Here is a 22,411-nt window from a genome sequence, read left to right as displayed (position 1 = left end):
GGAAACACCCGTACCCATCCCGAACACGAAGGTTAAGCCTTAAGCGGCCGATGGTACTGCACTGGAGACGGTGTGGGAGAGTAGGTGGCCGCCAGAGTAAAAAAAGAAAGATTCATATAGATACCGGTAAAAGCCAGTACCAGAGAAAAGGGGAAGACCGAAAAGGAAGGCACCTGAGAGAGACTTTGGACAGAAGGGTTTTTGCTAACCCCATCAGCAGGGAAGTGCTGTTAACGATAAGACGCTGGTCTTACCAGTGATCAGAGGTTTGAAGAGGCCTTCAAAGTTCTGATGACTGATAACATCAGTCAGAATGCACCTTGAAAACCGCATATAAGAGATAGAGAAAAATATCAAGACATCCGAGGTGGATCGCCGAGAGGCGAGAGACCAAAGAAACACTGAGAACAGCCAACACATGTAACGCTATACATGTGAAGATGCCTTCTGTACCCGCAGAGGGGATCGAGTTGGTTATGCTAGAAAGAGCGCAGGGTGGATGCCTTGGCACTAAGAGCCGAAGAAGGACGTGATAAGCTGCGAAAAGCCACGGGGAGGAGCAAATATCCATCGAGCCGTGGATGTCCGAATGGGGAAACCTACGTAAGCAGACCTTACGTATCCATGCATGAATCCATAGTGCATGGAGGGGAACCCGGTGAACTGAAACATCTAAGTAGCCGGAGGAAGAGAAAGAAACATCGATTCCGTCAGTAGCGGCGAGCGAAAGCGGAAGAGCCCAAACCGGAGTGCGTGCACTCCGGGGTTAGGACCGCGAGAAGTGACCTGGAAGTTAGAGGAATGGTTTTGGGAAAGCCAGCCAGAGAGGGTGAAAGCCCCGTACTTGAAAACGGAAGGGAGCGAGCGGGATCCAGAGTACTACGAGACACGTGGAACCTTGTAGGAAGGAGCGGGGACCACCCCGTAAGGCTAAATACTCCTTAGTGACCGATAGCGCATAGTACTGTGAAGGAAAGGTGAAAAGGACCCCGGGAGGGGAGTGAAAGAGAACCTGAAACCCTGTGTTTACAAGCTGTGGAAGTGCGTTGAAAGCACAACCGCGTACTTTTTGTAGAACGGTCCGGCGAGTTGCGTCGTCTGGCGAGGTTAAGGACGAAAAGTCTGGAGCCGAAGGGAAACCAAGTCTTAATAGGGCGGGAAGTCAGACGGAGCAGACCCGAAACCGGGTGATCTATCCATGTCCAGGTTGAAGTTGCCGTAAAAGGCAATGGAGGACCGAACCCACATCCGTTGAAAAGGGTGGGGATGAGGTGTGGATAGGGGAGAAATTCCAATCGAACCCGGAGATAGCTGGTTCTCCTCGAAATAGCTTTAGGGCTAGCCTCATGAGAGTCTTTTGGAGGTAGAGCACTGAATTTCCTAGGGGGCGTCAAAGCTTACCGAAGAATATCAAACTCCGAATGCCAGTAAGATGATTCATGGGAGTCAGACTACACGAGATAAGTTGGGTAGTCAAAAGGGAAAGAGCCCAGACCTGCAGCTAAGGTCCCAAAGTGTGTGTTAAGTGGAAAAGGATGTGGGATTTCGAAGACAACTAGGATGTTGGCTTAGAAGCAGCCATACATTCAAAGAGTGCGTAATAGCTCACTAGTCGAGAGGTCCTGCGCCGAAAATGTCCGGGGCTGAAACACACCACCGAAGCTCAGGGATGTATGAGATACATCGGTAGAGGAGCATTCTCAACGGGGCGAAGTCGTACTGAAAGGAACGATGGACTGTTGAGAAGAGAGAATGCCGGAATGAGTAGCGAGAGGAAGGTGAGAATCCTTCCGGCCGAATATCCAAGGTTTCCAGAGTAAAGCTGATCTGCTCTGGGTAAGTCGGGACCTAAGGCGAGGTCGAAAGACGTAGTCGATGGACAACAGGTTGAGATTCCTGTACTGCAGGATAACAGAACTGTGGGGACACGTGTGGAGAGCATGACCCGGGAATGGAGAGACCGGGGCAAGCGAGGTAGGAGTCAGGTAGGAAAAACCGCCTGGCAATCTGAAGACGTGATGCGGAGCGAAACCAGAAGTAGCGAAGTATGTGAGCCATGCGTCAAGAAAAGCCGCTATTGTTTATCCTGTACCCGTACCGTAAACCGACACAGGTGGATGAGGAGAGAATCCTAAGGCCGACGGGAGAAGCATTGTTAAGGAACTCGGCAAAATGACTCCGTAACTTCGGGAGAAGGAGTGCCAGTAAGATGGCCGCAGAGAATTGGCCCAAGCAACTGTTTAGCAAAAACACAGGTCTATGCAAAACCGAAAGGTGAAGTATATGGGCTGACGCCTGCCCGGTGCTGGAAGGTTAAGGGGAGGGCTTAGCGCAAGCGAAGGTCTGAACTTAAGCCCCAGTAAACGGCGGCCGTAACTATAACGGTCCTAAGGTAGCGAAATTCCTTGTCGGGTAAGTTCCGACCCGCACGAAAGGCGTAATGATTTGGGCACTGTCTCAACAATGCACCCGGTGAAATTGAAATACCAGTGAAGATGCTGGTTACCTGCGCCAGGACGGAAAGACCCCATGGAGCTTTACTCCAGCTTGATACTGGGATTCGGTATTGCATGTACAGGATAGGTGGGAGGCTAAGAAGTAAGGACGCCAGTCTTTATGGAGCCGCTGTTGGGATACCACCCTTGCGGTATTGGATTTCTAACCAGCAGCCGTGACCCGGCTGGGGGACAATGTCAGGTGGGGAGTTTGACTGGGGCGGTCGCCTCCGAAAGGGTATCGGAGGCGCCCAAAGGTTCCCTCAGAATGGTCGGAAACCATTCGAAGAGTGCAAAGGCAGAAGGGAGCTTGACTGCGACACCGACGGGTGGAGCAGGTACGAAAGTAGGGCTTAGTGATCCGGTGGTATTAAGTGGGAATGCCATCGCTCAACGGATAAAAGCTACCCTGGGGATAACAGGCTTATCACTCCCAAGAGTTCACATCGACGGAGTGGTTTGGCACCTCGATGTCGGCTCATCGCATCCTGGGGCTGGAGTAGGTCCCAAGGGTTGGGCTGTTCGCCCATTAAAGCGGTACGCGAGCTGGGTTCAGAACGTCGTGAGACAGTTCGGTCCCTATCCGGCGTGGGCGTAGGATATTTGAGAGGAGCTGCCCTTAGTACGAGAGGACCGGGGTGGACTGGCCGCTGGTGTATCTGTTGTTCTACCAAGAGCATGGCAGAGTAGCCAAGCCGGGAAGGGATAAACGCTGAAGGCATCTAAGCGTGAAGCCCCCCTCAAGATGAGATATCCCAACGTAAAGTTGTAAGACCCCTTGAAGACGACGAGGTAGATAGGACAGAGGTGGAAGTACAGTAATGTATGGAGCTGACTGTTACTAATCGGTCGAGGGCATAACCAAGGAGAGCTGGAAGAAGTGGGAAATGGATGGAGAGAAAGGAACTATCCCTTGTATGTGGTTTTGAAGGTGCATGAACCTTTATTTTAAAGCGAGGCCCGGTGGCTCAGTTGGTTAGAGCGCCGCCCTGTCACGGCGGAGGTCGTGGGTTCGAGTCCCATCCGGGTCGCTTATATGGGATCATAGCTCAGCTGGGAGAGCATCTGCCTTACAAGCAGAGGGTCATAGGTTCGAGCCCTATTGGTCCCATTTATTTTCTAAAAACAGAATATGCCGATGTGGCTCAATTGGCAGAGCAGCTGATTTGTAATCAGCAGGTTATCGGTTCGAGTCCGATCATCGGCTTACATTTCATAATAAATACTGAAATGATTTATTTGGATGGATTCCCGAGTGGCCAAAGGGGGCAGACTGTAAATCTGTTAGCAACGCTTTCGGTGGTTCGAATCCACCTCCATCCATTTGCTTTTTGGTACGGGTTCTTGACAATTCGGAATGAAAGCATTACAATTAATTAAATAGCGCGGGATGGAGCAGTCTGGTAGCTCGTCGGGCTCATAACCCGAAGGTCGTAGGTTCAAATCCTGCTCCCGCAATTTCTATTAAAAATTTAATAGAGTAAGCCCAGATAGCTCAGTTGGTAGAGCAGAGGACTGAAAATCCTCGTGTCGCTGGTTCGATTCCGGCTTTGGGCATATGGAGCATTAGCTCAGTCGGTAGAGCACTTGACTTTTAATCAAGTTGTCCGGGGTTCGAATCCCCGATGCTTCATGTTTGAAACGTATCTGAAAACAGATACGTTTTTTGTTTTTAGGAAAAAGATCATTTTTATGGCTGCACATTTGACAAAAGATTGTTGAAGACTGTACAATGGTTATCAATGTAAAATCATATGAACAGAATGGAGAAGTGGATGGAAACACTTTATGAAATGCTAAGAGCATATGCAAAGTCTGATTATTACGGATTTCATATGCCCGGGCATAAAAGAAACGATAAGATTTTAGGACTGAATACCGGGTTACTGCCGTACAGGCTGGACATCACGGAGATAGAAGGATTTGATGACCTCCATCACGCAAGAGGAGTTTTGAAAGATGCCCAGATGATAGCACAGGATGTATACGGAGCAGAAGAATCTCATTTTTTGATAAATGGCAGTACAGTTGGAATTCTGGCAGCGATTTTTGGATGTACAAAAAAAGGTGACAGGATTCTTATGGCAAGAAATTGTCATAAATCTGTGTACAATGCAGTTTACATGAATGAGCTTGATGCAAAATATTTGTATCCGGAATATATAGAGGAGGAATCCATCAGCGGGAGAGTCAGTGAAGACGAGGTGGAAAGGCAGCTTTCCATTTATCCGGATATAAAAGCTGTGGTGATCGTATCTCCCACTTATGATGGAGTTGTATCCAATATACGAAAGATTGCAGAGAGTGTGCACAAAAGAGGAATTCCATTGATCGTAGATGAAGCACATGGAGCACATTTTGGATTTCATCCCGTGTTTCCAAAGAATGCAAATGTATATGGAGCAGATATTGTCATCCACAGTCTGCATAAAACGCTTCCCGCTCTGACTCAGTCCGGTCTTTTACACATCAATGGATGTCTTGTTGAAAGAGACAAAGTAAGGAGATATTTATCTATGCTGCAGTCAAGCAGTCCTTCGTACATATTGATGTCAGGTTTGGATGCATGTATCCGGTGGCTGAAAAAGGATGCTGCAGAAGTATTTGAATCTTATGCAGAAATGTTAAATGAGACAAGGGAAAGACTTCGGAAACTTCAAAATCTTCATTTGATGGAGCCAGATGGGCTGGAGCCTTCTAAGATTTTAATTTCAACTAAAAATACAGATATATCAGGAAGTAAGCTGTTGATGCAGCTTTTGGACAGGTTTCATTTACAGATGGAGATGGCATCCGTCCATTATGTGACGGCAATGACATCTGTGGGAGATAAAAAGCAAGGCATGAAAAGGCTTTGCGATGCTTTGGAAATACTGGACAAAGAAAGGATTTATCAGCCGTATTCTCAAAAGATGGTCAGTTTACCAAGACCGGAAAAGATTTTTTCCATGTCAGAGATGGAAAGAAAAGAAAAGGAGACAGTCTGTTGGGACAGATGTGAAGGAAAGATAGCAGCCGAGATGGTTTATGTCTATCCCCCTGGAATTCCGCTCATTGTACCTGGAGAGAGGATTTCTTTGGATGTGATAGAATGTGTAAAACTTTATGAAAGCTGTGGATTTATAATAGAAGGAACAAAAGAAGAGAAAAAAATACAGATAGAAAGAGATTAGGTGAAAAAAATGGGAAAAATATTTTATGTAATGGGAAAAAGCTGCTCTGGGAAAGATTCTATGTTTAAAATGATTCATCGAGAACTGCCTGATCTGTGTACGATCATTCCGTATACAACCCGTCCGAAAAGAGAGGATGAGAGAGAAGGAGTGGAGTATTTTTTTGTAAAGGAAGAGACGCTCTCTAAACTTGCAAGAGAGGAAAAAATCGTCGAGGTGCGCTCATACAATACAGTGTATGGAATATGGCGTTACTTTACAGTGGACGATGGTCAGATTAATTTGAGAACAAATGATTATTTGATGATTGGTACACTTGAGTCTTATGAGAGTGTAAAGAAATACTATGGTGAAGAAAAGATTGTGCCTATATATGTCGAGGTAGAGGATGGAGAGAGACTGCAAAGAGCTTTGAATCGGGAGAAGAGTCAGGACAATCCAAAGTATGCGGAGATGTGCAGAAGATTTTTAGCTGATTCCGAGGATTTCTGTGAGGAGAATATTGAAAAAGCAGGAATAAAAAGAAGGTTTCAGAATACAGATAAAGAAAAATGTTCCGTGGAGATTATTGATATGATTCGCGGGGAACTTCAAAAATAGAAGTAATTACTAGGATTGACAGGGAAGGTATGATATAATAATTTAGGTAAAAATACCTGAAAGGGGTGTCATGATATGAATAATGGATTTCAGGGTGTTGTTGGACACAAGGACATCATTCAATATATACAAAATGCAGTCCAGCAGGATAAGGTTTCACATGCCTATATCCTGAATGGTGAAAGAGGCTCGGGAAAAAAGCTGCTTGCCAATTTATTCGCCATGACGCTGGAATGTGAAAAAGGCGGGGCCCAGCCTTGTTATGAATGCCGTACGTGCAGACAGATAGAAAACGACAATTGTCCGGATGTGATAAAAGTGGGTCATGAAAAACCGAATACGATCAGTGTGGACGATGTCAGAACAATGATCAACAATGATATTATCATCAAACCGTACAATGCAAAATATAAAATATATATTATCCCGGATGCGGATCTTCTTTCCATACAGGCACAGAATGCTCTTTTAAAAACAATTGAGGAGCCGCCGGAGTACGCTGTGATCTTTCTTTTGGCGGAAAATGCGGACAGCCTTCTTGCAACGATTCGTTCCCGGTGTGTGATTCTAAAGCTGAAAAATATCAAAGATAAACTCATTAAGAAATATTTGATGGAGCAGATGGAGCTGCCGGATTATCAGGCAGATATCTGCACCTCCTTTGCACAGGGCAATATGGGGCGGGCAATTATGCTTGCTACATCCGAGCATTTTAATGAGATTAAGGAAGAGACCATACAAATACTTAAGTATATCAATGATATGGATCTGACAGAGCTTATGCAGGCGATCAAAAGGCTTGAAAGTTATAAGATTCAGATTACGGACTGTCTGGATTTGATCATGGTATGGTACAGGGATGTCCTATTGTACAAGGCAACCAAGGACGTCAATGGGGTAATTTTTAAGGACCAGTTAAAGTATATTAAAAATCAGGCAAATAAAAGTTCCTATGAGGGAATTGAAGAAATTCTGGACGCTCTGGAGAAGGCAAAAGCAAGGCTGAAGGCAAATGTAAACTTTGAGCTTGTGATGGAGCTTTTGTTGCTGACGATAAAGGAGAATTAGAGGATGATAAAGGTAATAGGTGTAAGATTCCGCACAGCAGGAAAGATCTATTTCTTTTCACCTGGCAATATGGATATAAAACCTGGAAGTCAGGTTATTGTGGAGACTGCAAGGGGCATTGAATTTGGCAATGTCGTTTCCGGTGTCAAAGAGATTGAGGATGAGAAGATCACACAGCCTTTGAAACCAGTTATCAGGATTGCCACTGAAGAGGACAAGAGAATAGAAGAGAGAAACAGGGAAAAAGAAAAGGAAGCATTTCAGATTTGCCTGGACAAGATACGGAAACACGGACTGGAGATGAAACTGATCGATGCAGAGTATACATTTGACAACAATAAGGTTCTTTTCTATTTTACAGCGGATGGAAGGATCGATTTTCGTGAACTTGTAAAAGATTTGGCTTCTGTGTTCAGGACAAGGATTGAGCTTAGACAGATTGGAGTGAGGGATGAGACGAAGATCAGAGGAGGCATTGGAATCTGCGGAAGACCTCTTTGCTGCCATACGTATCTGTCTGAATTTGCCCCGGTTTCTATTAAAATGGCGAAGGAACAGAATCTTTCCCTGAATCCTACCAAAATTTCGGGTGTATGCGGAAGGCTGATGTGTTGTCTGACGAACGAGGAAGAGACATATGAGGAGCTCAACAGCAGGCTGCCGGCTATCGGGGATACTGTAAAGACAGTGGAAGGACTTTCGGGTGAAGTACACAGTGTAAGTGTTTTGCGTCAACTTGTGAAAGTAGTTGTTACTTTGGAAAACGATGAGAAGGAAATCAGGGAATATAAAGTTTCAGATTTGAAATTTCGTCCAAGAAGAAGAAAGAACGATGTAAAACTTTCCAGGGAGGAGATGAAAGAGCTGGCTGCCCTGGAAAAAGGAGAAAAGGGGTCAAAATTAAATGACAATTAAATTGAAACCAGGTGAGAGACTGGACGATTTACAGATAAAAGGATATGAGATCATTCAGCATCCCGGACGTTTTTGTTTTGGAATGGACAGTTCTCTTTTATCCAGTTTTGTAAAAATCAAAAAAGGGGAGAGAGCCCTGGACCTTGGGACAGGGACAGGCATTCTCCCGATTCTTCTTGAGGCAAAGACAAAGGGAGATCACTTTACCGGGCTGGAGATACAGGAAGAAAGTGCAGACATGGCAAGAAGAAGTGTTGTGCATAATGGACTGGATTCAAAAATTGATATTGTAACAGGCGACATCAAAGAGGCATCCCGAATCTTTGGGAATGCTTCTTTTTCTGTCATCACTGTAAATCCACCATATATGATCGGCATGCATGGCATTCAAAATGAGACAGATGCAAAGACGATTGCAAGACATGAAGTGCTGTGCAGCCTGGATGATATTTTGCGGGAAAGCGCAAGGATACTTCCTCAAAAAGGCAGATTTTATATGGTACACAGACCATTTCGTCTTGCGGAGATTCTCAGCAAGATGACAGCGTACCGACTGGAGCCAAAGAGGATGAGGCTTGTCCATCCGTTTCTTAAAAAGGAACCGAATATGGTTCTCATTGAAGGGGCAAAGGATGGAAATTCAAGGATGACAGTGGAGCCCCCTCTCATTGTTTATAATGAAGACGGCTCCTATACAGATGAGGTTTTGCGCCTTTACAATCTGAATGTGGAAGGAAAGGAGGCAAAGTAATGGCCGGAACACTGTACCTTTGTGCAACACCGATCGGAAACCTGGAAGATATGACATTTCGTTGTGTCAGGGTCTTAAAAGAAGTAGATTTGATCGCTGCTGAGGATACAAGAAACAGCATTAAATTATTGAATCATTTTGACATTTGTACTCCTATGACAAGCTATCATGAATACAATAAAATTGAAAAAGGGACAAAGCTGATAGAAAGACTGAAAAAAGGAGAAGATATTGCGCTTATCACAGATGCAGGAACTCCTGGAATTTCTGATCCGGGAGAAGAGATGGTGAGAATGTGCCATGAAGAAGGAATCACGGTGACCGCAGTGCCAGGGGCAGCAGCTTGTATTACTGCTCTCACAATTTCGGGACTTCCGACAAGGAGATTTGCGTTTGAGGCATTTCTACCGTCTGATAAAAAGGAAAAACAGTATATTTTTAAGGAAATACAGGATGAGACGAGGACAATGGTATTTTATGAAGCTCCGCACAGACTTTTGAAGACATTAAAAGAGTTAAAGGATGTGCTCGGAAACAGAAAAGCAGCAGTTGTGAGGGAGCTTACGAAAAGGCATGAGACTGTATTCCTGGCAAGCCTCGACGATGCCATTTTCCATTATGAGGAACAAAAACCTCAAGGTGAATGTGTGATTGTGATAGAGGGAAGAGATCAAAAAGAATTAAAAAGAGAGGAACAGAAAGCCTGGGGAGAAATGCCGTTACATGAGCATATGGAACTTTATCTTTCCAAGGGAATGTCGAAAAAAGAGGCGATGAAACAGGTTGCAAAAGACAGAGGTGTGGGAAAACGGGAAATCTATCAGGCCCTGCTGGAAAAATAAGGGGTTCGTCATGTTGTATAAAATTGAAACAAAAGTTTGTGCAGTTCAGTCCTAGAAGTTTCTGGGACTTTTTTTTATACTGTTACTATCGAAATCAAGTTAGAAATTAAGGAGGAACAGCCCAATGGCAAGTTTATCATTGAAACACATTAACAAAGTGTATCCAAATGGATTTGAAGCCGTAAAAGATTTCAATCTTGAAATTGCAGATAAAGAATTTATCATTTTTGTAGGACCTTCAGGATGCGGAAAATCAACAACACTGCGTATGATCGCAGGATTGGAGGATATCACGTCCGGAGAGTTAAAAATCGGGGACAAAGTGGTGAACGATATTGAACCTAAAGACAGAGATATCGCCATGGTATTCCAGAACTATGCGCTGTATCCACATATGACAGTTTATGATAATATGGCTTTTGGCCTGAAACTGAGAAAAGTTCCAAAAGAAGAGATTGATAAAATGGTAAGAGAAGCAGCGAAGATTCTTGATCTGGAAGCATTGCTCGACCGTAAACCAAAAGCTTTGTCGGGTGGACAAAGACAGCGTGTTGCTATGGGACGTGCCATTGTGCGTAATCCAAAGGTATTCCTCATGGATGAGCCTTTATCAAACCTTGATGCTAAGTTAAGAGGACAGATGCGTATTGAGATCTCCAAACTGCATCAGAGACTTGGTACAACGATCATTTATGTAACACATGACCAGACAGAGGCTATGACGCTTGGTACAAGAATCGTAGTTATGAATGGCGGAATCGTGCAGCAGGTAGATACACCTCAAGTATTGTACGATACACCTTACAACCTGTTTGTTGCTGGTTTCATCGGATCACCGCAGATGAACTTCCTGGATGCTGTTGTTGAGGTACATGGAGAGGATGCTCTTTTAAATCTTGGTCCTACAAAGATTGAACTTCCTCCGGCAAAAGCAAAGAAACTGATCGACGGCGGATACAATGGAAAGACCGTTGTACTTGGAATTCGTCCGGAAGATGTACATGATGAGCCTATGTATATTTCTTCTTCACCGAAAACAGTCATCGAAGCTACAATCCGTGTATATGAGATGCTCGGTGCTGAAGTTTATCTGTACTTTGATTATGAAGGTGCAAGCATGACAGCAAGAGTTGATCCAAGAACAACCGCAAGAACAGGCGATAAAGTGAAATTTGCATTTGACGCAGAGAAGATTCACGTATTTGACAAAGAGACAGAAAAAGTCATTACAAACTAATTAAAATAAATATGGCCGTACACTCCTGTCATTCGGCCATGTAAAAGATACCGCATAGCAATAAAAGCTATGCGGTGTTTTTTATAGAAAAAAGAAATAAAAGAGCAAAATTATATTTATTTTCAATTTGTCTAACGTATTTAACTAAAGATATAATATTGGCAATAATTAAGTGAGGAGTGAGAGAATGAAAAAGAAAAGTATTGTAAAAATGTTATCTATCGCTTGTACTGTAAGTATGTGCATTTCAGGGTTTAAAATTTCGGAAATCGGAAATAGTATGCGGACAGTTGAGGCGGCAGAGATGACGGAAAAAGAAACTGAGGTGAATATACCGGATGCCCATTTAAATCAGTTGATTTGTGACACATTGGGAAAACAGGAAGGCGATAAAATTACAAAAGCAGATATGGAAAGGCTGACAAAATTGAACAGTGATTCTATGCCATATATAGAGAGTCCTGCAGAAGATTTGAAGGAACATAACAGGGGGATTGAATCATTGGAAGGGCTGCAGTATGCGGTTAATCTGCAAACTTTGGATTTGAGTGAAAATCGTATTACTGACTTGTCTCCCTTGAAGAATTTAAAAAAATTGACCAGCATTGATCTGGACCGAAATAATATTTTTTCATTAGAGCCATTGAGAAATATGACGCAGTTGGAGAGACTCAATATTTATAATAATTTTATTTCCGGAATCGAACCTTTGGGAAATCTGAAAAATTTAAAATTTTTGGACATGCATTTTGCGAATCGTAGAGGAGAACGCTTTGACCATTCTCCACTTGGAAAACTGACAAATTTGGAGTATCTTAGCATAGAAAGCAATGGCGTGGAAGATATCTCATTTTTGAGACCAGTTGCAGAGAGTGGAAATCTGAAAACAATTCTAGTTCGCGCAAACCATATAACAGATTTTTCTGTACTGGAAAATCTTCTGACACAGGAATATCAGGAAATGTGGCCGGGAGGCATGCCAGGCTTTGAGGAACAGCAGGAAACAGCGATCATGGTTGGAACCACAAATCAAAGTGTGAATATTGAGGGAACAAATGATATTCAAATACCTTCCAAAGGGAGAGAATACAGAATCCCATTACCGGAAATAAAAGGGATGGGAGGGGTAGAAAAGCATTTTGAAACTATCATGTCTATCTTTGAAATGGAATCGTTGATTCAGGTAAATTTCAGCGGGACAGAGCCGGAAGGAGTAGAACTTTCTTATGATGTTAAACAAAATGAGGCTGTGCTCCAATTTGCAGAAAATAAGGTGGGGGTAAACAGAGAATTTACCGGGGAATTGGAAATTGCTTTTTATGGTACAGATTTGAGTGTTTATGTGCCGGTTCATTATACGCAAAAAGCAGAGTATGGAATGGATGTTTCTATAGAAAATAAAAAAGTATTGCATATTGACACAAGAGGAGAAGAATATATATCTGAGGATTATATTGTTGGCCGCATCAATAGAAATGGAAATGAAAAGGTACAACTTGAAGATGTAAAAGTAGAATTTAAAGGAAATTGTCTGTGGGACAGCTCCATTCCTCAGAATATTTTCCGGGCAGTTGATCTGCAGATTATGGGAAATACATTCCGATTTAAAATTGCAATAGACAAGGAACAGGCTCTCAATGGAAACTTTATATTGCAGCCTACGATCACATTTAAGGTACAGGGAGATGAGGAAGAGTATGTAGCTGACAGGACTTTTAACATACAGAATGTCTATGTTTCGCCGACTGACAGTGTTTCGTGGAAAAATTGTTTTGTGTTTGATATTTCCAAACAAAATGAAAACGGTACTTTTACATCCGAGCCATTTCAATTAGATATCCCGGATCATTACAGAAAGATATCCTGGGTGGAAGTCACGGATATGGATGGAAACAGAACTTTAATTTCAGATGAGCAGGAACTTTCCGACTATGCCTTTACCATCACAGTGCCAAAAGAGGGACTGCAGGAAAAATATAAGGTGAGAGTCCTGTTTCAGCAGTTGGAGAGAGTGGCTCCATTAGAATTTGAAATTGGCACAGAACTGATCTATACAGTACAGAACAGTGGCATAGAAGACAATGTCACCGTTCAGCCGGATAAAATGTATACGGGTGAAGAGAAAGAACCGGAAGTAACTTGGAATGGCCAGACTTGCAAAACCTTTCATGCATATGTCCAGGAAAATGAAATAATTTCTGTAAAAGATGAAAGAATCCGTGCATTAAAACCAGGTGTGCAGCAGATCAATATATCCGGTATTCGTGTAGATATGGAGATGGATGGAACCAGATATTCGGATGTTTTATATCTGTCTCCAATAAAACATGAGATAACAGTAGTGGATAAGGTAGAAAATTTGCCGGGTCAGGATAAGGAAGAGACAGAAAAAAATGAAAAACCAGAAAAGAAGGCACCTAAAACAGCAGATGAGCTGTCCATTCTGTTATATGGTGTAGGAATTCTGGCTGCTGTAATGGGATTTAAAAAGTTTTATAAATGATTGATGGTTGAATGAAAAATCAGAGGAAAACATATATATATCAAAAACAGGAGTTATAAATGTATGTTAAATAAACTCTGGGCAGGTATGATCGCAGTGGGTATTCTGTACGGTGCTTTTCAAGGAAAAATGCCGGAAATCACCAATGCAGCAGTGGATTCATCCAAGGAGGCTATCACACTTTGCATCACGATGATGGGCGTCATGGCTTTGTGGGTGGGCCTGATGGAAATTGCCAAAGGAGCAGGGATGATAGAGGGGCTAAGCAGGAAACTTCGGCCATTTATCCGGTTTTTCTTTCCCGGTGTGCCAAAAGGGCATGCGGCGGAAGGGTATATTTGCACCAATATTATCGCGAATGTGCTGGGGCTTGGATGGGCTGCGACACCTGCGGGATTAAAAGCCATGGAGCAGTTGGGAGAGCTCAACGGTAACAGTAAAGTGGCCAGCAATGATATGTGTAATTTTTTGATTTTGAACATTTCTTCTTTGCAGCTGATACCGATGAATGTAATCGCTTACAGGAGTCAGTATGGCAGTGTGAACCCGGCCGGAATAGTAGGAGCCGGGATTGTGGCGACCTGTGTGAGTACGGGAGCCGGGATTTTGTTTTGTAAATGGAAGGACAGAAGGCAAAGAGTGTGAAACTCTTTGCCTTTTATAATTTAAAAATTGAAATGTTTATAATTATATTTTGAAATTTTGGAAAAAATTTATAATTAAAATTAAAAAAATGTTATAATAAAAAATTATAACAATAAAGTAGAAAAATGTATTTTTTTAGTTGAAGAAAAGTGATATCTTTTTGATGAACCAAACAGTATAAAGAGAGAGAAAAGGAAAGGAGTTTATGATGAAAAAACTATTCGCAGTCGTGCTGGCAGTGTGTATGGTGATTTCCGGGGTCGGCATCACCGGAATGGGGCATGCACAGGCAAAGGAAAAAAGTAGTACTGTCATTGATGTAACAAAGTTTGGAGCAGATCCCAGCGGAAAAAATGACAGTACGGATGCTGTGAAAAAGGCATTGGAAAAAGCAAAGGAGACACAGGGAAGTGTAACTGTCAATTTCCCAAAAGGAGAATACCATTTCTGGAAAGATTATGCGGCAAAGAGGGTGTATCATACGTCAAACACAAGCAGTTTGTCCTACCCGGAAAAGTCAATTGCAATTCTTCTTGAGAATGTGGACAATGTGACCTTTGAGGGAAATGGTTCGTCGCTCATCATGCATGGCGATATGATGGCGCTTGCTGCAGTAGAAAGTGAAAATGTGACATTCCATGATTTTGTGCTGGATTATCAGGACCCGGATACTGTGGATATCAGCGTGGTTGGAAATGGTGTAGATGAAAATGGAAAGGAATATGCGGATTTTTATATTCCTGCCAATTATGATTATGTGATCAGTGAAGACGGAAAAAATATAACATGGCAAGGAGAGACAAGCCCGGTTACAGGAAAACCTTATTGGGAGAAACAGAGTGCGGATTTCTGCGCTTATCTTGTTATATACAAAGGATATGATCAGACTGTTGCAAGGGCGAGTGACAAGGCGGCTTCCAATCCATTTACAAATGTATCATCCATACAAAAAACAGGTGAAAATGTTTTGAGATTCACGTATGATGGACAAAGACCAAAAGACCAGGAAGTGGGCAACATTTTCCTTCTGAGCGATTCTGCCACGAGAAAGACAGCAGGAGCGTTTTTCTGGGAAAGTGAAAATGTTTTGGTGGACAACATTGATGTGCACTATCTGAGTGGTTTTGGATGGCTGACACAGATGTGTAAAAATGTAGAGTTTAAAGGCGTGGATTTTCTCCCAAGATACGGTACTGGAAAATATACGACAAGCAATGCAGACCAGCTCCATGTAGCAGGATGCGGCGGTTACTTTAAAGTGACGGACTGTAATTTTTCCATGTCCCATGACGATCCGATCAATATCCACGGAAGTTATATGAGAGTGGAGGAAGTCATTGACAACCGTACCTTGAAAGTGCAATACATTCATGGACAGCAGGGAGGATTCAGGCAGTTCCATGAAGGAGACGAGGTTTTGTTTTACTCCAGGACATATCTGGAGCCGCCGGCAGGTGAGAGTGAAGATGAACCATACATTGTAAAATCCTCAATCGCTCCGGGGGAAGAATATAATGGTGAGAAACTGGACATGCGCACAGAAATCGTGACGTTTAAGGAAGAATTCAGCGAAGAGACGTTAAATGATCTGCGTATAAAGGTTACAAGAAATAATTCTTCACAAAAGGAGGGACTGTATGTGGCAGAAAATGTGACATACACGCCGGAAGTACATATCAGCGGAAATCATATGAAGAGCATTCCGACGCGAGGAATTCTTTGTACGGTGAGAAAACCGGTCATTATTGAAAATAACACATTTGACAACATGGCAATGGCAAACATTTACTTGTCAAATGACGCAAATTATTGGTATGAATCCGGGCCGATCCGGGACATGACGATCCGCAACAACAAGTTCTATATCCGGCCGACCGGACAAAACGAGTGGGGAAATGTGTCCGGTATTTTTGTGGATCCGGTTGTCCTCACAGGTGTGCAGGATGCGCCTCCGTCAAAAGGGGATATCCCTGTGCACAGGAACATTACCATTGAGGGAAATGAATTTCATATGGCAAACGACAATGTAGTGACTGCAAATGGTGTGGATGGACTTAAAATTGTAAACAATAAGATCCTTCGCGATGATGCAGGACTTTCTTTAAAACTGAATGCACAAAATACTATTGCAGTCGGAGAAAAGCAGAAAGTTTCCACAGAGGTCCATGAGACGACGCTTACAAAGGATATCTTCAAATTTACCAACTGTAAAAACGTAGAAATTTCGGGGAACACTTATGATGACGGACTAAACTTAAATGTGACGACAAGCGGAGACAGAATGTCAGAGGAAGATGTGGAGATAGCAGACAATGAATTGACTTTAAATCAGACAGGAGGCAATTTGATCACCAGTGCATCAAAGGTAAAATATGTGACATCGGATCCGTCTGTTGCATATGTAAATGAACAGCAGGAGTTAGTAGGTGTAAAAGAAGGAGAAGTGACACTGCTCTCATATGTGGAGTGGAATGGAACCATTGTAAAGAGTGATGAAGCGAAGATCACAGTAGGCGAAAAACAGGCAAGCGAGGTTGTGATCAGTGCGGATACGACAGAATTTGCAGAGGAGGGCCAAAGTACATCCATTACGTACACAGAAGGTGCGATTTTGGAAGTTCTTGATCCGGTAAGCGGACAGCCAAGTAACCTGGGAGTTGTGGACGGAGATTCCTATACAGCCCTAAAAGAGGGCGTTGTCCTTGTGAGGGCCGCAAAAGACGGAAAGAGTGCAGGTATTTTGATGATCAACAGCTTTGAAAAAAGCTATGGAAATACCAACCATCTGTACAACGATAATGTAACGATTGACAACATGTATCCGGAAAATCTGTACGGCACAAAAGACGAGATCGGAATTATTGCCCAGACAGGAAGCGAGCTTTACGGGGGCAGCACAAATGTCAATAACCTTGTAAAATTTGCTATTCCAAAAGAATACAAGGAAGACTTAAGGATACAGGTGGATGTAAAAGGACTTCCTGTTACAGGCGAAGGATACAACAACGCAGGAATTATCCTTTACAAAGACGGAAATAATTACTATTCTGTCGGCAAAAAGGGTCACATGTCCGGAGTGACTGCTGTCTATGAAGAAAACGCATCAGCTTCTGAGAGAAACGGAAATGCAAAGGACAACCAGTTGACGAATACAACCTTTGAGATTGAAATTCAAGATGATACAGCGACAGTAAGATACAAAGATGCAAACGGAACCTGGCAGATGGCCAATACGCAGAACAACATCCATGCAATTACGGACGGAGATCTTTATCTTGCACTTTGCGCATGGAAAAACAGCGGAAGAGATTTTGAAACAATGTTTGGAAATGTAAAGATTGCAAAGGCAAGCGAGACCACAAGTGAAGATATGGGAAGTGCATCTGCAAAGCAGATTTTTGCAGAATTTGACAATGACAGACCGGTTGTGGAACAGCTTGAACTTACTGTAAACGGAGTGAATGAAAAGGCGGCTGCTCAGGCAGAGGCGGCTGATGGAGACGGGATATCCAGCATGGTTTATCAGTGGACTCTTGAAAAGGAGGACGGGACAAAGGATGTAATCTATACTTCAAACAGCACATACACACCGAAGGAAACAGGTGTACTTCAGGTTGCAGTGACAGCCATGGATATATATGGAAAACCGTCCAGAACGATGGTCTCCTCAAAAGAAGAGGTTGCAGTAAACACAAGCGAGGACGAAGAACTGAAAAATCTCTATATCAATGGAAATAAGGTACAAGGATTTGAAAAACAAGACGCAGTGTTTATAATGCCAAAAGGAGCTGCAAATAAAATTCGCGTATCCTACGACATGGAGAATGCAAAGGTGGATACAATCCTGAAAGATGAAGATGGAAATATTCTGGCAGAATTATCCGATGCATGTGAAACAATCATAAAACTGCCGGAAACATTGATAGTTGAAAGAGGCAGCACAAGTTACAAGATCAAGATCCGCACGCAGGAGGAAGGAACTATTGAAGTGCAGGGACTGCGTGTAAATGAGGAAAATGTGAACCTGGATGCACCGATCAAAGAAGAAACAGGAAGTTATTTCAAAACATTGACCACAGATGATGCAAAGATTGAAATAAAGACAAATGATAGCGTATCAAGAATCACAGCTACGCGGTCTTTCTTCCAAAAGGAAGTAAAAAATGAGTCGCAGGAGGATGGGGTATTCCTGGCAAATATAGATTTGACTGCAGGGATCAATGCATTTGATATTACATTGACAGGAGTTGACAATATCACTCAGAAGTCAATACGTCTGTATCTATTCAGAGATGGATATAACGAATCTACACTTGCTGATTTAAAAGTAAACGGACGGAGTGTAGATGGATTTGAACCGGAGAAAAAAGAATATACAGTCTATGTTGAAAAAGAGGATGCAGAAGTTTCGATTGAGGCAGTACAGGGAGCGCAGGAACAGACAACGAGCATCACAAAAGACAATGTCCGCACAGAAGGACTTACAGCCAAGTATGAGTTGGGAGAAGGGTTAAATCGTATCATTGTTGCGAATAAGTCGGAAAATATGTGGATAACTTCCTTCTACACATTGAATATTGTGGTTAAAAGTGAAGACAATGCGGATCTGTTGAGTCTTGAAACAGATGAGACGATGACACCTGCGTTTGACGCATTAAAACCGGATGTACTGGATTATGACATTAATATGAACAAAGGAACACTTCATGTACAGGCCAAAGCACTGATGGATGATGCAAAAGTAGTGCTCTTTACAGATACACAAAAAGCAGAGGGTGTTGGAAAAGCAGAGGCTGACTTTACAATCTACGAAGGAGAAAACAAGGTCCAGGCAGAAGTCACAGCACCGGATGGAAAGACAAAGAAAGTTTACAACATTGTTATATCAGCAGAAGGTCTGGAATACGCATCTGACAGAATGGATCTTGCCACAAAGACAGAGGTAGGATATGGAAACCTTGAAATTGACCGAAGTCCAAGCGGAGGAGCGATCGCGCTCGTGAATGAGGACGGCGAACGGGTAGAATTCGCAAAAGGTCTCGGTGCGCATGCACAGTCAAATATCATCTACAATATCGAGGGACAGGGGTATGAAATATTTGAGGCTTATGTTGGAATCGACTATTACCAGGTAAGCCAGGGCAATGTGCCAAGTTCTGTAACATTCCGCGTACTCGTGGATGGCGTGGAAAAATTCAATTCCCAAAAAGAAATGACAGTGGCAGACTCTATGATGAAGGTGGAAGTAGATGTAAAAGGCGCAAGTACGATTGAGCTGATTGCAGATCAAGGCGCTAATAATTACAACGACCACGCAGACTGGGCAGATGCAAAATTCATAAAACCTTTGGCACAGCGTCCACAGGAACCTGTAGAATTATCTACTGCAGTGTTAGAGTATGCACTTGAACTGGCAAAAGATATAAATACAGATGGTGTGATCACATCTGTGGCAGAAAAGTACAATGCAGCTCTTGCAAATGCAAAAGAAGTTTTAGAGAAAGCCAAGACCGGCAATGCAGATGTAACGCAGGAAATAATCGACAATGCCTGGCAGGAACTGATCCTTGCCATGCAGTATCTGTCCTTTAAGCAGGGAGACAAGACAGACCTTGGAAAAGTGATAGAATTGGCAGAAGAGATGGCAGCAAATCTTGACAACTATCTGAATGATGGAAAGGATGGTTTCAATCAGGCGCTTGCAGATGCAAAAGTAGTGTACAAAGATGGGAATGCAATGCAGACAGAGGTGGATACATCCTGGAGAACTCTTTTGAGTGCAATGTCAGGACTGCAGCTGAAACCGGATAAGAGTATGCTGCAAGAGCTGTTAAAAGAGGCAGCAGAACTTTTGCAATCCGATTACGAGGAAGAAAGCTTAGCAGCATTCAGGTCTGTGTTTGCGGATGCAAAAGCAGTTTACGAAGATGAGCAGGCAAAATCCGAAGATGTAAAAGCAGCGGAGGGTGCATTGAAAGATGCCATGGAGAAACTTACGCCTGCATCCAGTGTGGATGAACATACCGTTGCAAATGCCAAAGGAAGTGAAGAGGTCACATCAGCTGATAAAAATGAAACACAAAAAGATACAGGAGTGCAGACAGTAAAATCTGCAAAGACAAGCGATGCAACACAGGCTTGGGTATGGCTGATTTTGATGACAGGAGCAGCGCTGACTGCTCTGGCAATCAGAAAAAGAAAGGCAAAATAAATAAATTAGATAAAATGTACAGCTTATTCTCGAAAACAGAGAATAAGTTGTACTTTTTTTTGCGTATCTGCTAGGGACAAAAAAGAAAGATTATGGTAAGATAATCTGTAAACATAAAATCAGTAGATTAAATAAATAGAGTCAAATAAAGGAGAGGGACAGACGATGAATTGTGCAAGAGAAATTACAGAAAATCTTTACTGGGTCGGAGCTGACGACAGAAGAATTGCTCTGTTTGAGAACATTTATCCGGTTCCAAAGGGAGTATCTTACAACTCTTATCTTCTGCTGGATGAAAAGACTGTACTTTTGGATACTGTTGACAGAAATGCAAGCGAACAGTTTTTGGAAAACGTAGACGCAGTCTTGGGAGATCGGAAACTTGATTATCTCATTGTGACACATATGGAGCCGGACCACTGCGCTACAATGCAGGAAGTGATTGTACACCACCCGGAAGTGAAGATTGTGTGCAACGCAAAGACCGTGACAATGATCAAACAGTTTTTTGATTTTGACATTGACAAAAGGGCAGTTCTTGTAAAAGAAGGAGATACATTTGAAAGCGGAACCCATACATTCCACTTTGTGATGGCACCGATGGTGCATTGGCCGGAAGTCATGATCGCGTATGAGAGCACAAAAGGAATTCTCTTTTCTGCAGATGCTTTTGGAGCGTTCGGGGCTATTGACGGCAATTTGTTTGCAGATGAAGTGAATTATGAAAGCGACTGGATGGATGAGACAAGAAGATACTATACAAACATTGTAGGTAAATACGGCATGCAGGTACAGGCGGTCCTTAAAAAAGCAGCAGGTCTGGATATCCGTATGATCTGTCCTCTCCACGGCTTGATCTGGAGAAAAGATTTAAATATGATTTTGGATAAATACCAGAAATGGAGCACTTATACACCGGAAGAAAACTCTGTGATGATCGCATATGCGTCCATCTACGGACATACAGAGCAGGCGGCAGATGTTCTGGCAGCTGAGCTTAGCAAAAATGGAGTGAAAAATATTGCAGTATACGATGTTTCTGCCACAGATCCGTCTTATATTATCTCAGATGCTTTCAGGTACAGTCATGTGGTATTTGCATCCGTGACATATAATAACGGAATATTCCCGAAGATGGAGACACTTCTCCATGAATTTGTGGCGCACAATCTGCAGAACAGGACGATCGCACTGATCCAGAACGGCACATGGGCACCTACAGCTGCAAAGCAGATGATGGAGATCCTCTCCGGTCTGAAAAAGAATACGATGATGGAGCAGCAGGTGACACTGAAGTCTGCGATGAAGGCAGAGCAGCATGAAGAAATACAAAATCTTGCAAAGGCCATCGCACAGTCTCTTGCATAAGGAAGAGGAATAGATAAAGTTTCATGTCTCATATAATTTACGAAAAGAATGTAAATGGGAGGAGACATGAAACTTTTTTTGTTTTTGAGCGATTTTATCATTCCGTTTGTCATCTTCGGGATTGTCATGTACGGTCTTTTGCAGGGAAATCCTGTGTACGACCAGTTTATCAAAGGCGCAAAGAGTGGCTTTGGAACGGTTTTAAAGATCATGCCTACGCTTGTGGGCCTTATGGTGGCAGTAGGGATTCTGCGCGCATCCGGATTTCTTGACATGCTTGCAGGGCTTTTGGGAAAGGTGAGCGGGTATGTTGGATTTCCAGGGGAGCTTGTCCCCCTTACCATTGTCAAAATGTTCTCGTCATCTGCGGCAACAGGACTTCTTTTGGATATCTACAAAGACGCGGGAACAGATTCGTACATAGGCACGATTGCATCTATATCAATGGCGTGTACGGAGACTATTTTTTATACAATGAGTGTATATTTTATGACAGCAAAGGTCACGAAGACAAGATATACCCTTTCCGGCGCTCTTGTCGCCACGTTTGCAGGACTTGCAGCGAGCGTGGTCTTGGGAACGTGGATGTGTATGTAGATAAAG

Annotated in this window: 12 protein-coding genes, 7 tRNA genes and 2 rRNA genes; all 21 read left to right on the top strand. The window is 42.9% G+C overall.

Going from position 1 to position 22,411, the window contains the following annotated elements:
• Window positions 1-97: ribosomal RNA gene (gene rrf / locus B5F18_RS09135) — 5S ribosomal RNA — on the top strand; the annotation flags it as partial.
• Window positions 98-472: 375 nt separating this feature from the next.
• Window positions 473-3,360: ribosomal RNA gene (locus B5F18_RS09130) — 23S ribosomal RNA — on the top strand.
• A gap of 92 nt (window positions 3,361-3,452) precedes the next feature.
• A tRNA-Asp gene (locus B5F18_RS09125) sits at window positions 3,453-3,526 on the top strand.
• Between the two features lie 7 nt (window positions 3,527-3,533).
• A tRNA-Val gene (locus tag B5F18_RS09120) sits at window positions 3,534-3,606 on the top strand.
• Window positions 3,607-3,629: 23 nt separating this feature from the next.
• Window positions 3,630-3,702 (top strand) — tRNA-Thr (locus tag B5F18_RS09115).
• A gap of 34 nt (window positions 3,703-3,736) precedes the next feature.
• Window positions 3,737-3,818 (top strand) — tRNA-Tyr (locus B5F18_RS09110).
• A 61-nt stretch (window positions 3,819-3,879) separates the two neighbouring features.
• Window positions 3,880-3,953, top strand: a tRNA-Met gene (locus tag B5F18_RS09105).
• A 26-nt stretch (window positions 3,954-3,979) separates the two neighbouring features.
• Window positions 3,980-4,052, top strand: a tRNA-Phe gene (locus tag B5F18_RS09100).
• Between the two features lie 3 nt (window positions 4,053-4,055).
• A tRNA-Lys gene (locus B5F18_RS09095) sits at window positions 4,056-4,128 on the top strand.
• A 142-nt stretch (window positions 4,129-4,270) separates the two neighbouring features.
• Entirely contained in the window at window positions 4,271-5,668 is a 1,398-nt protein-coding gene (locus B5F18_RS09090; protein ID WP_087157358.1) for an aminotransferase class I/II-fold pyridoxal phosphate-dependent enzyme, read from the top strand.
• A 9-nt stretch (window positions 5,669-5,677) separates the two neighbouring features.
• Window positions 5,678-6,268, top strand: a complete 591-nt coding sequence (locus B5F18_RS09085) for a guanylate kinase (RefSeq protein WP_087157362.1) — start codon at window positions 5,678-5,680, stop codon at window positions 6,266-6,268.
• 75 nt (window positions 6,269-6,343) lie between these two features.
• Window positions 6,344-7,336 carry a DNA polymerase III subunit gene (locus tag B5F18_RS09080; RefSeq protein ID WP_087157357.1) on the top strand — a complete coding sequence of 331 codons (993 nt, stop codon included), beginning with the start codon at window positions 6,344-6,346 and terminating at the stop codon, window positions 7,334-7,336.
• A gap of 3 nt (window positions 7,337-7,339) precedes the next feature.
• Window positions 7,340-8,251 (top strand): PSP1 domain-containing protein, encoded by a 912-nt coding sequence (locus tag B5F18_RS09075; RefSeq protein ID WP_087157356.1) that lies wholly within the window; start codon window positions 7,340-7,342, stop codon window positions 8,249-8,251.
• On the top strand, window positions 8,241-9,002 hold the full coding sequence (locus B5F18_RS09070; RefSeq protein WP_087157355.1) for a tRNA1(Val) (adenine(37)-N6)-methyltransferase: 762 nt from the start codon (window positions 8,241-8,243) through the stop codon (window positions 9,000-9,002). Before B5F18_RS09075 ends, B5F18_RS09070 begins: the two co-directional genes overlap by 11 nt.
• Window positions 9,002-9,844 (top strand): 16S rRNA (cytidine(1402)-2'-O)-methyltransferase, encoded by an 843-nt coding sequence (rsmI, locus tag B5F18_RS09065; protein WP_087157354.1) that lies wholly within the window; start codon window positions 9,002-9,004, stop codon window positions 9,842-9,844. Before B5F18_RS09070 ends, rsmI begins: the two co-directional genes overlap by 1 nt.
• Before the next feature lie 124 nt (window positions 9,845-9,968).
• The gene (locus B5F18_RS09060; RefSeq protein ID WP_087157353.1) at window positions 9,969-11,081 is read left to right on the top strand and encodes an ABC transporter ATP-binding protein; all 1,113 of its coding nucleotides are present in this window, start codon (window positions 9,969-9,971) and stop codon (window positions 11,079-11,081) included.
• Between the two features lie 187 nt (window positions 11,082-11,268).
• Window positions 11,269-13,584 carry a leucine-rich repeat domain-containing protein gene (locus B5F18_RS09055; RefSeq protein WP_087157352.1) on the top strand — a complete coding sequence of 772 codons (2,316 nt, stop codon included), beginning with the start codon at window positions 11,269-11,271 and terminating at the stop codon, window positions 13,582-13,584.
• Between the two features lie 63 nt (window positions 13,585-13,647).
• A complete protein-coding gene (locus tag B5F18_RS09050; protein WP_087157351.1) occupies window positions 13,648-14,229 on the top strand; it encodes a nucleoside recognition protein in 582 nt (193 codons plus the stop codon).
• A 205-nt stretch (window positions 14,230-14,434) separates the two neighbouring features.
• Window positions 14,435-20,440 (top strand): NPCBM/NEW2 domain-containing protein, encoded by a 6,006-nt coding sequence (locus B5F18_RS09045; protein WP_087157350.1) that lies wholly within the window; start codon window positions 14,435-14,437, stop codon window positions 20,438-20,440.
• Between the two features lie 165 nt (window positions 20,441-20,605).
• Entirely contained in the window at window positions 20,606-21,808 is a 1,203-nt protein-coding gene (locus B5F18_RS09040; protein WP_087157349.1) for an FprA family A-type flavoprotein, read from the top strand.
• A 66-nt stretch (window positions 21,809-21,874) separates the two neighbouring features.
• On the top strand, window positions 21,875-22,405 hold the full coding sequence (locus B5F18_RS09035) for a spore maturation protein (RefSeq protein ID WP_087157348.1): 531 nt from the start codon (window positions 21,875-21,877) through the stop codon (window positions 22,403-22,405).
• Window positions 22,406-22,411 lie beyond the last annotated feature (6 nt).

It is taken from the genome of Lachnoclostridium sp. An181 (assembly GCF_002160325.1).
Taxonomy (GTDB): domain Bacteria; phylum Bacillota; class Clostridia; order Lachnospirales; family Lachnospiraceae; genus An181.
Note: the sequence above shows the minus strand (reverse complement) of the source record. Positions and strands in the feature narration are given on the sequence as shown.

Coding starts and splice junctions, on each gene's coding strand:
- B5F18_RS09070 (WP_087157355.1), top strand. CDS start 8,241: ATGACAATTAAATTGAAACCAGGTGAGAGACTGGACGATTTACAGATA.
- rsmI (WP_087157354.1), top strand. CDS start 9,002: ATGGCCGGAACACTGTACCTTTGTGCAACACCGATCGGAAACCTGGAA.
- B5F18_RS09075 (WP_087157356.1), top strand. CDS start 7,340: ATGATAAAGGTAATAGGTGTAAGATTCCGCACAGCAGGAAAGATCTAT.
- B5F18_RS09045 (WP_087157350.1), top strand. CDS start 14,435: ATGATGAAAAAACTATTCGCAGTCGTGCTGGCAGTGTGTATGGTGATT.
- B5F18_RS09060 (WP_087157353.1), top strand. CDS start 9,969: ATGGCAAGTTTATCATTGAAACACATTAACAAAGTGTATCCAAATGGA.
- B5F18_RS09090 (WP_087157358.1), top strand. CDS start 4,271: ATGGAAACACTTTATGAAATGCTAAGAGCATATGCAAAGTCTGATTAT.
- B5F18_RS09050 (WP_087157351.1), top strand. CDS start 13,648: ATGTTAAATAAACTCTGGGCAGGTATGATCGCAGTGGGTATTCTGTAC.
- B5F18_RS09055 (WP_087157352.1), top strand. CDS start 11,269: ATGAAAAAGAAAAGTATTGTAAAAATGTTATCTATCGCTTGTACTGTA.
- B5F18_RS09040 (WP_087157349.1), top strand. CDS start 20,606: ATGAATTGTGCAAGAGAAATTACAGAAAATCTTTACTGGGTCGGAGCT.
- B5F18_RS09080 (WP_087157357.1), top strand. CDS start 6,344: ATGAATAATGGATTTCAGGGTGTTGTTGGACACAAGGACATCATTCAA.
- B5F18_RS09085 (WP_087157362.1), top strand. CDS start 5,678: ATGGGAAAAATATTTTATGTAATGGGAAAAAGCTGCTCTGGGAAAGAT.
- B5F18_RS09035 (WP_087157348.1), top strand. CDS start 21,875: ATGAAACTTTTTTTGTTTTTGAGCGATTTTATCATTCCGTTTGTCATC.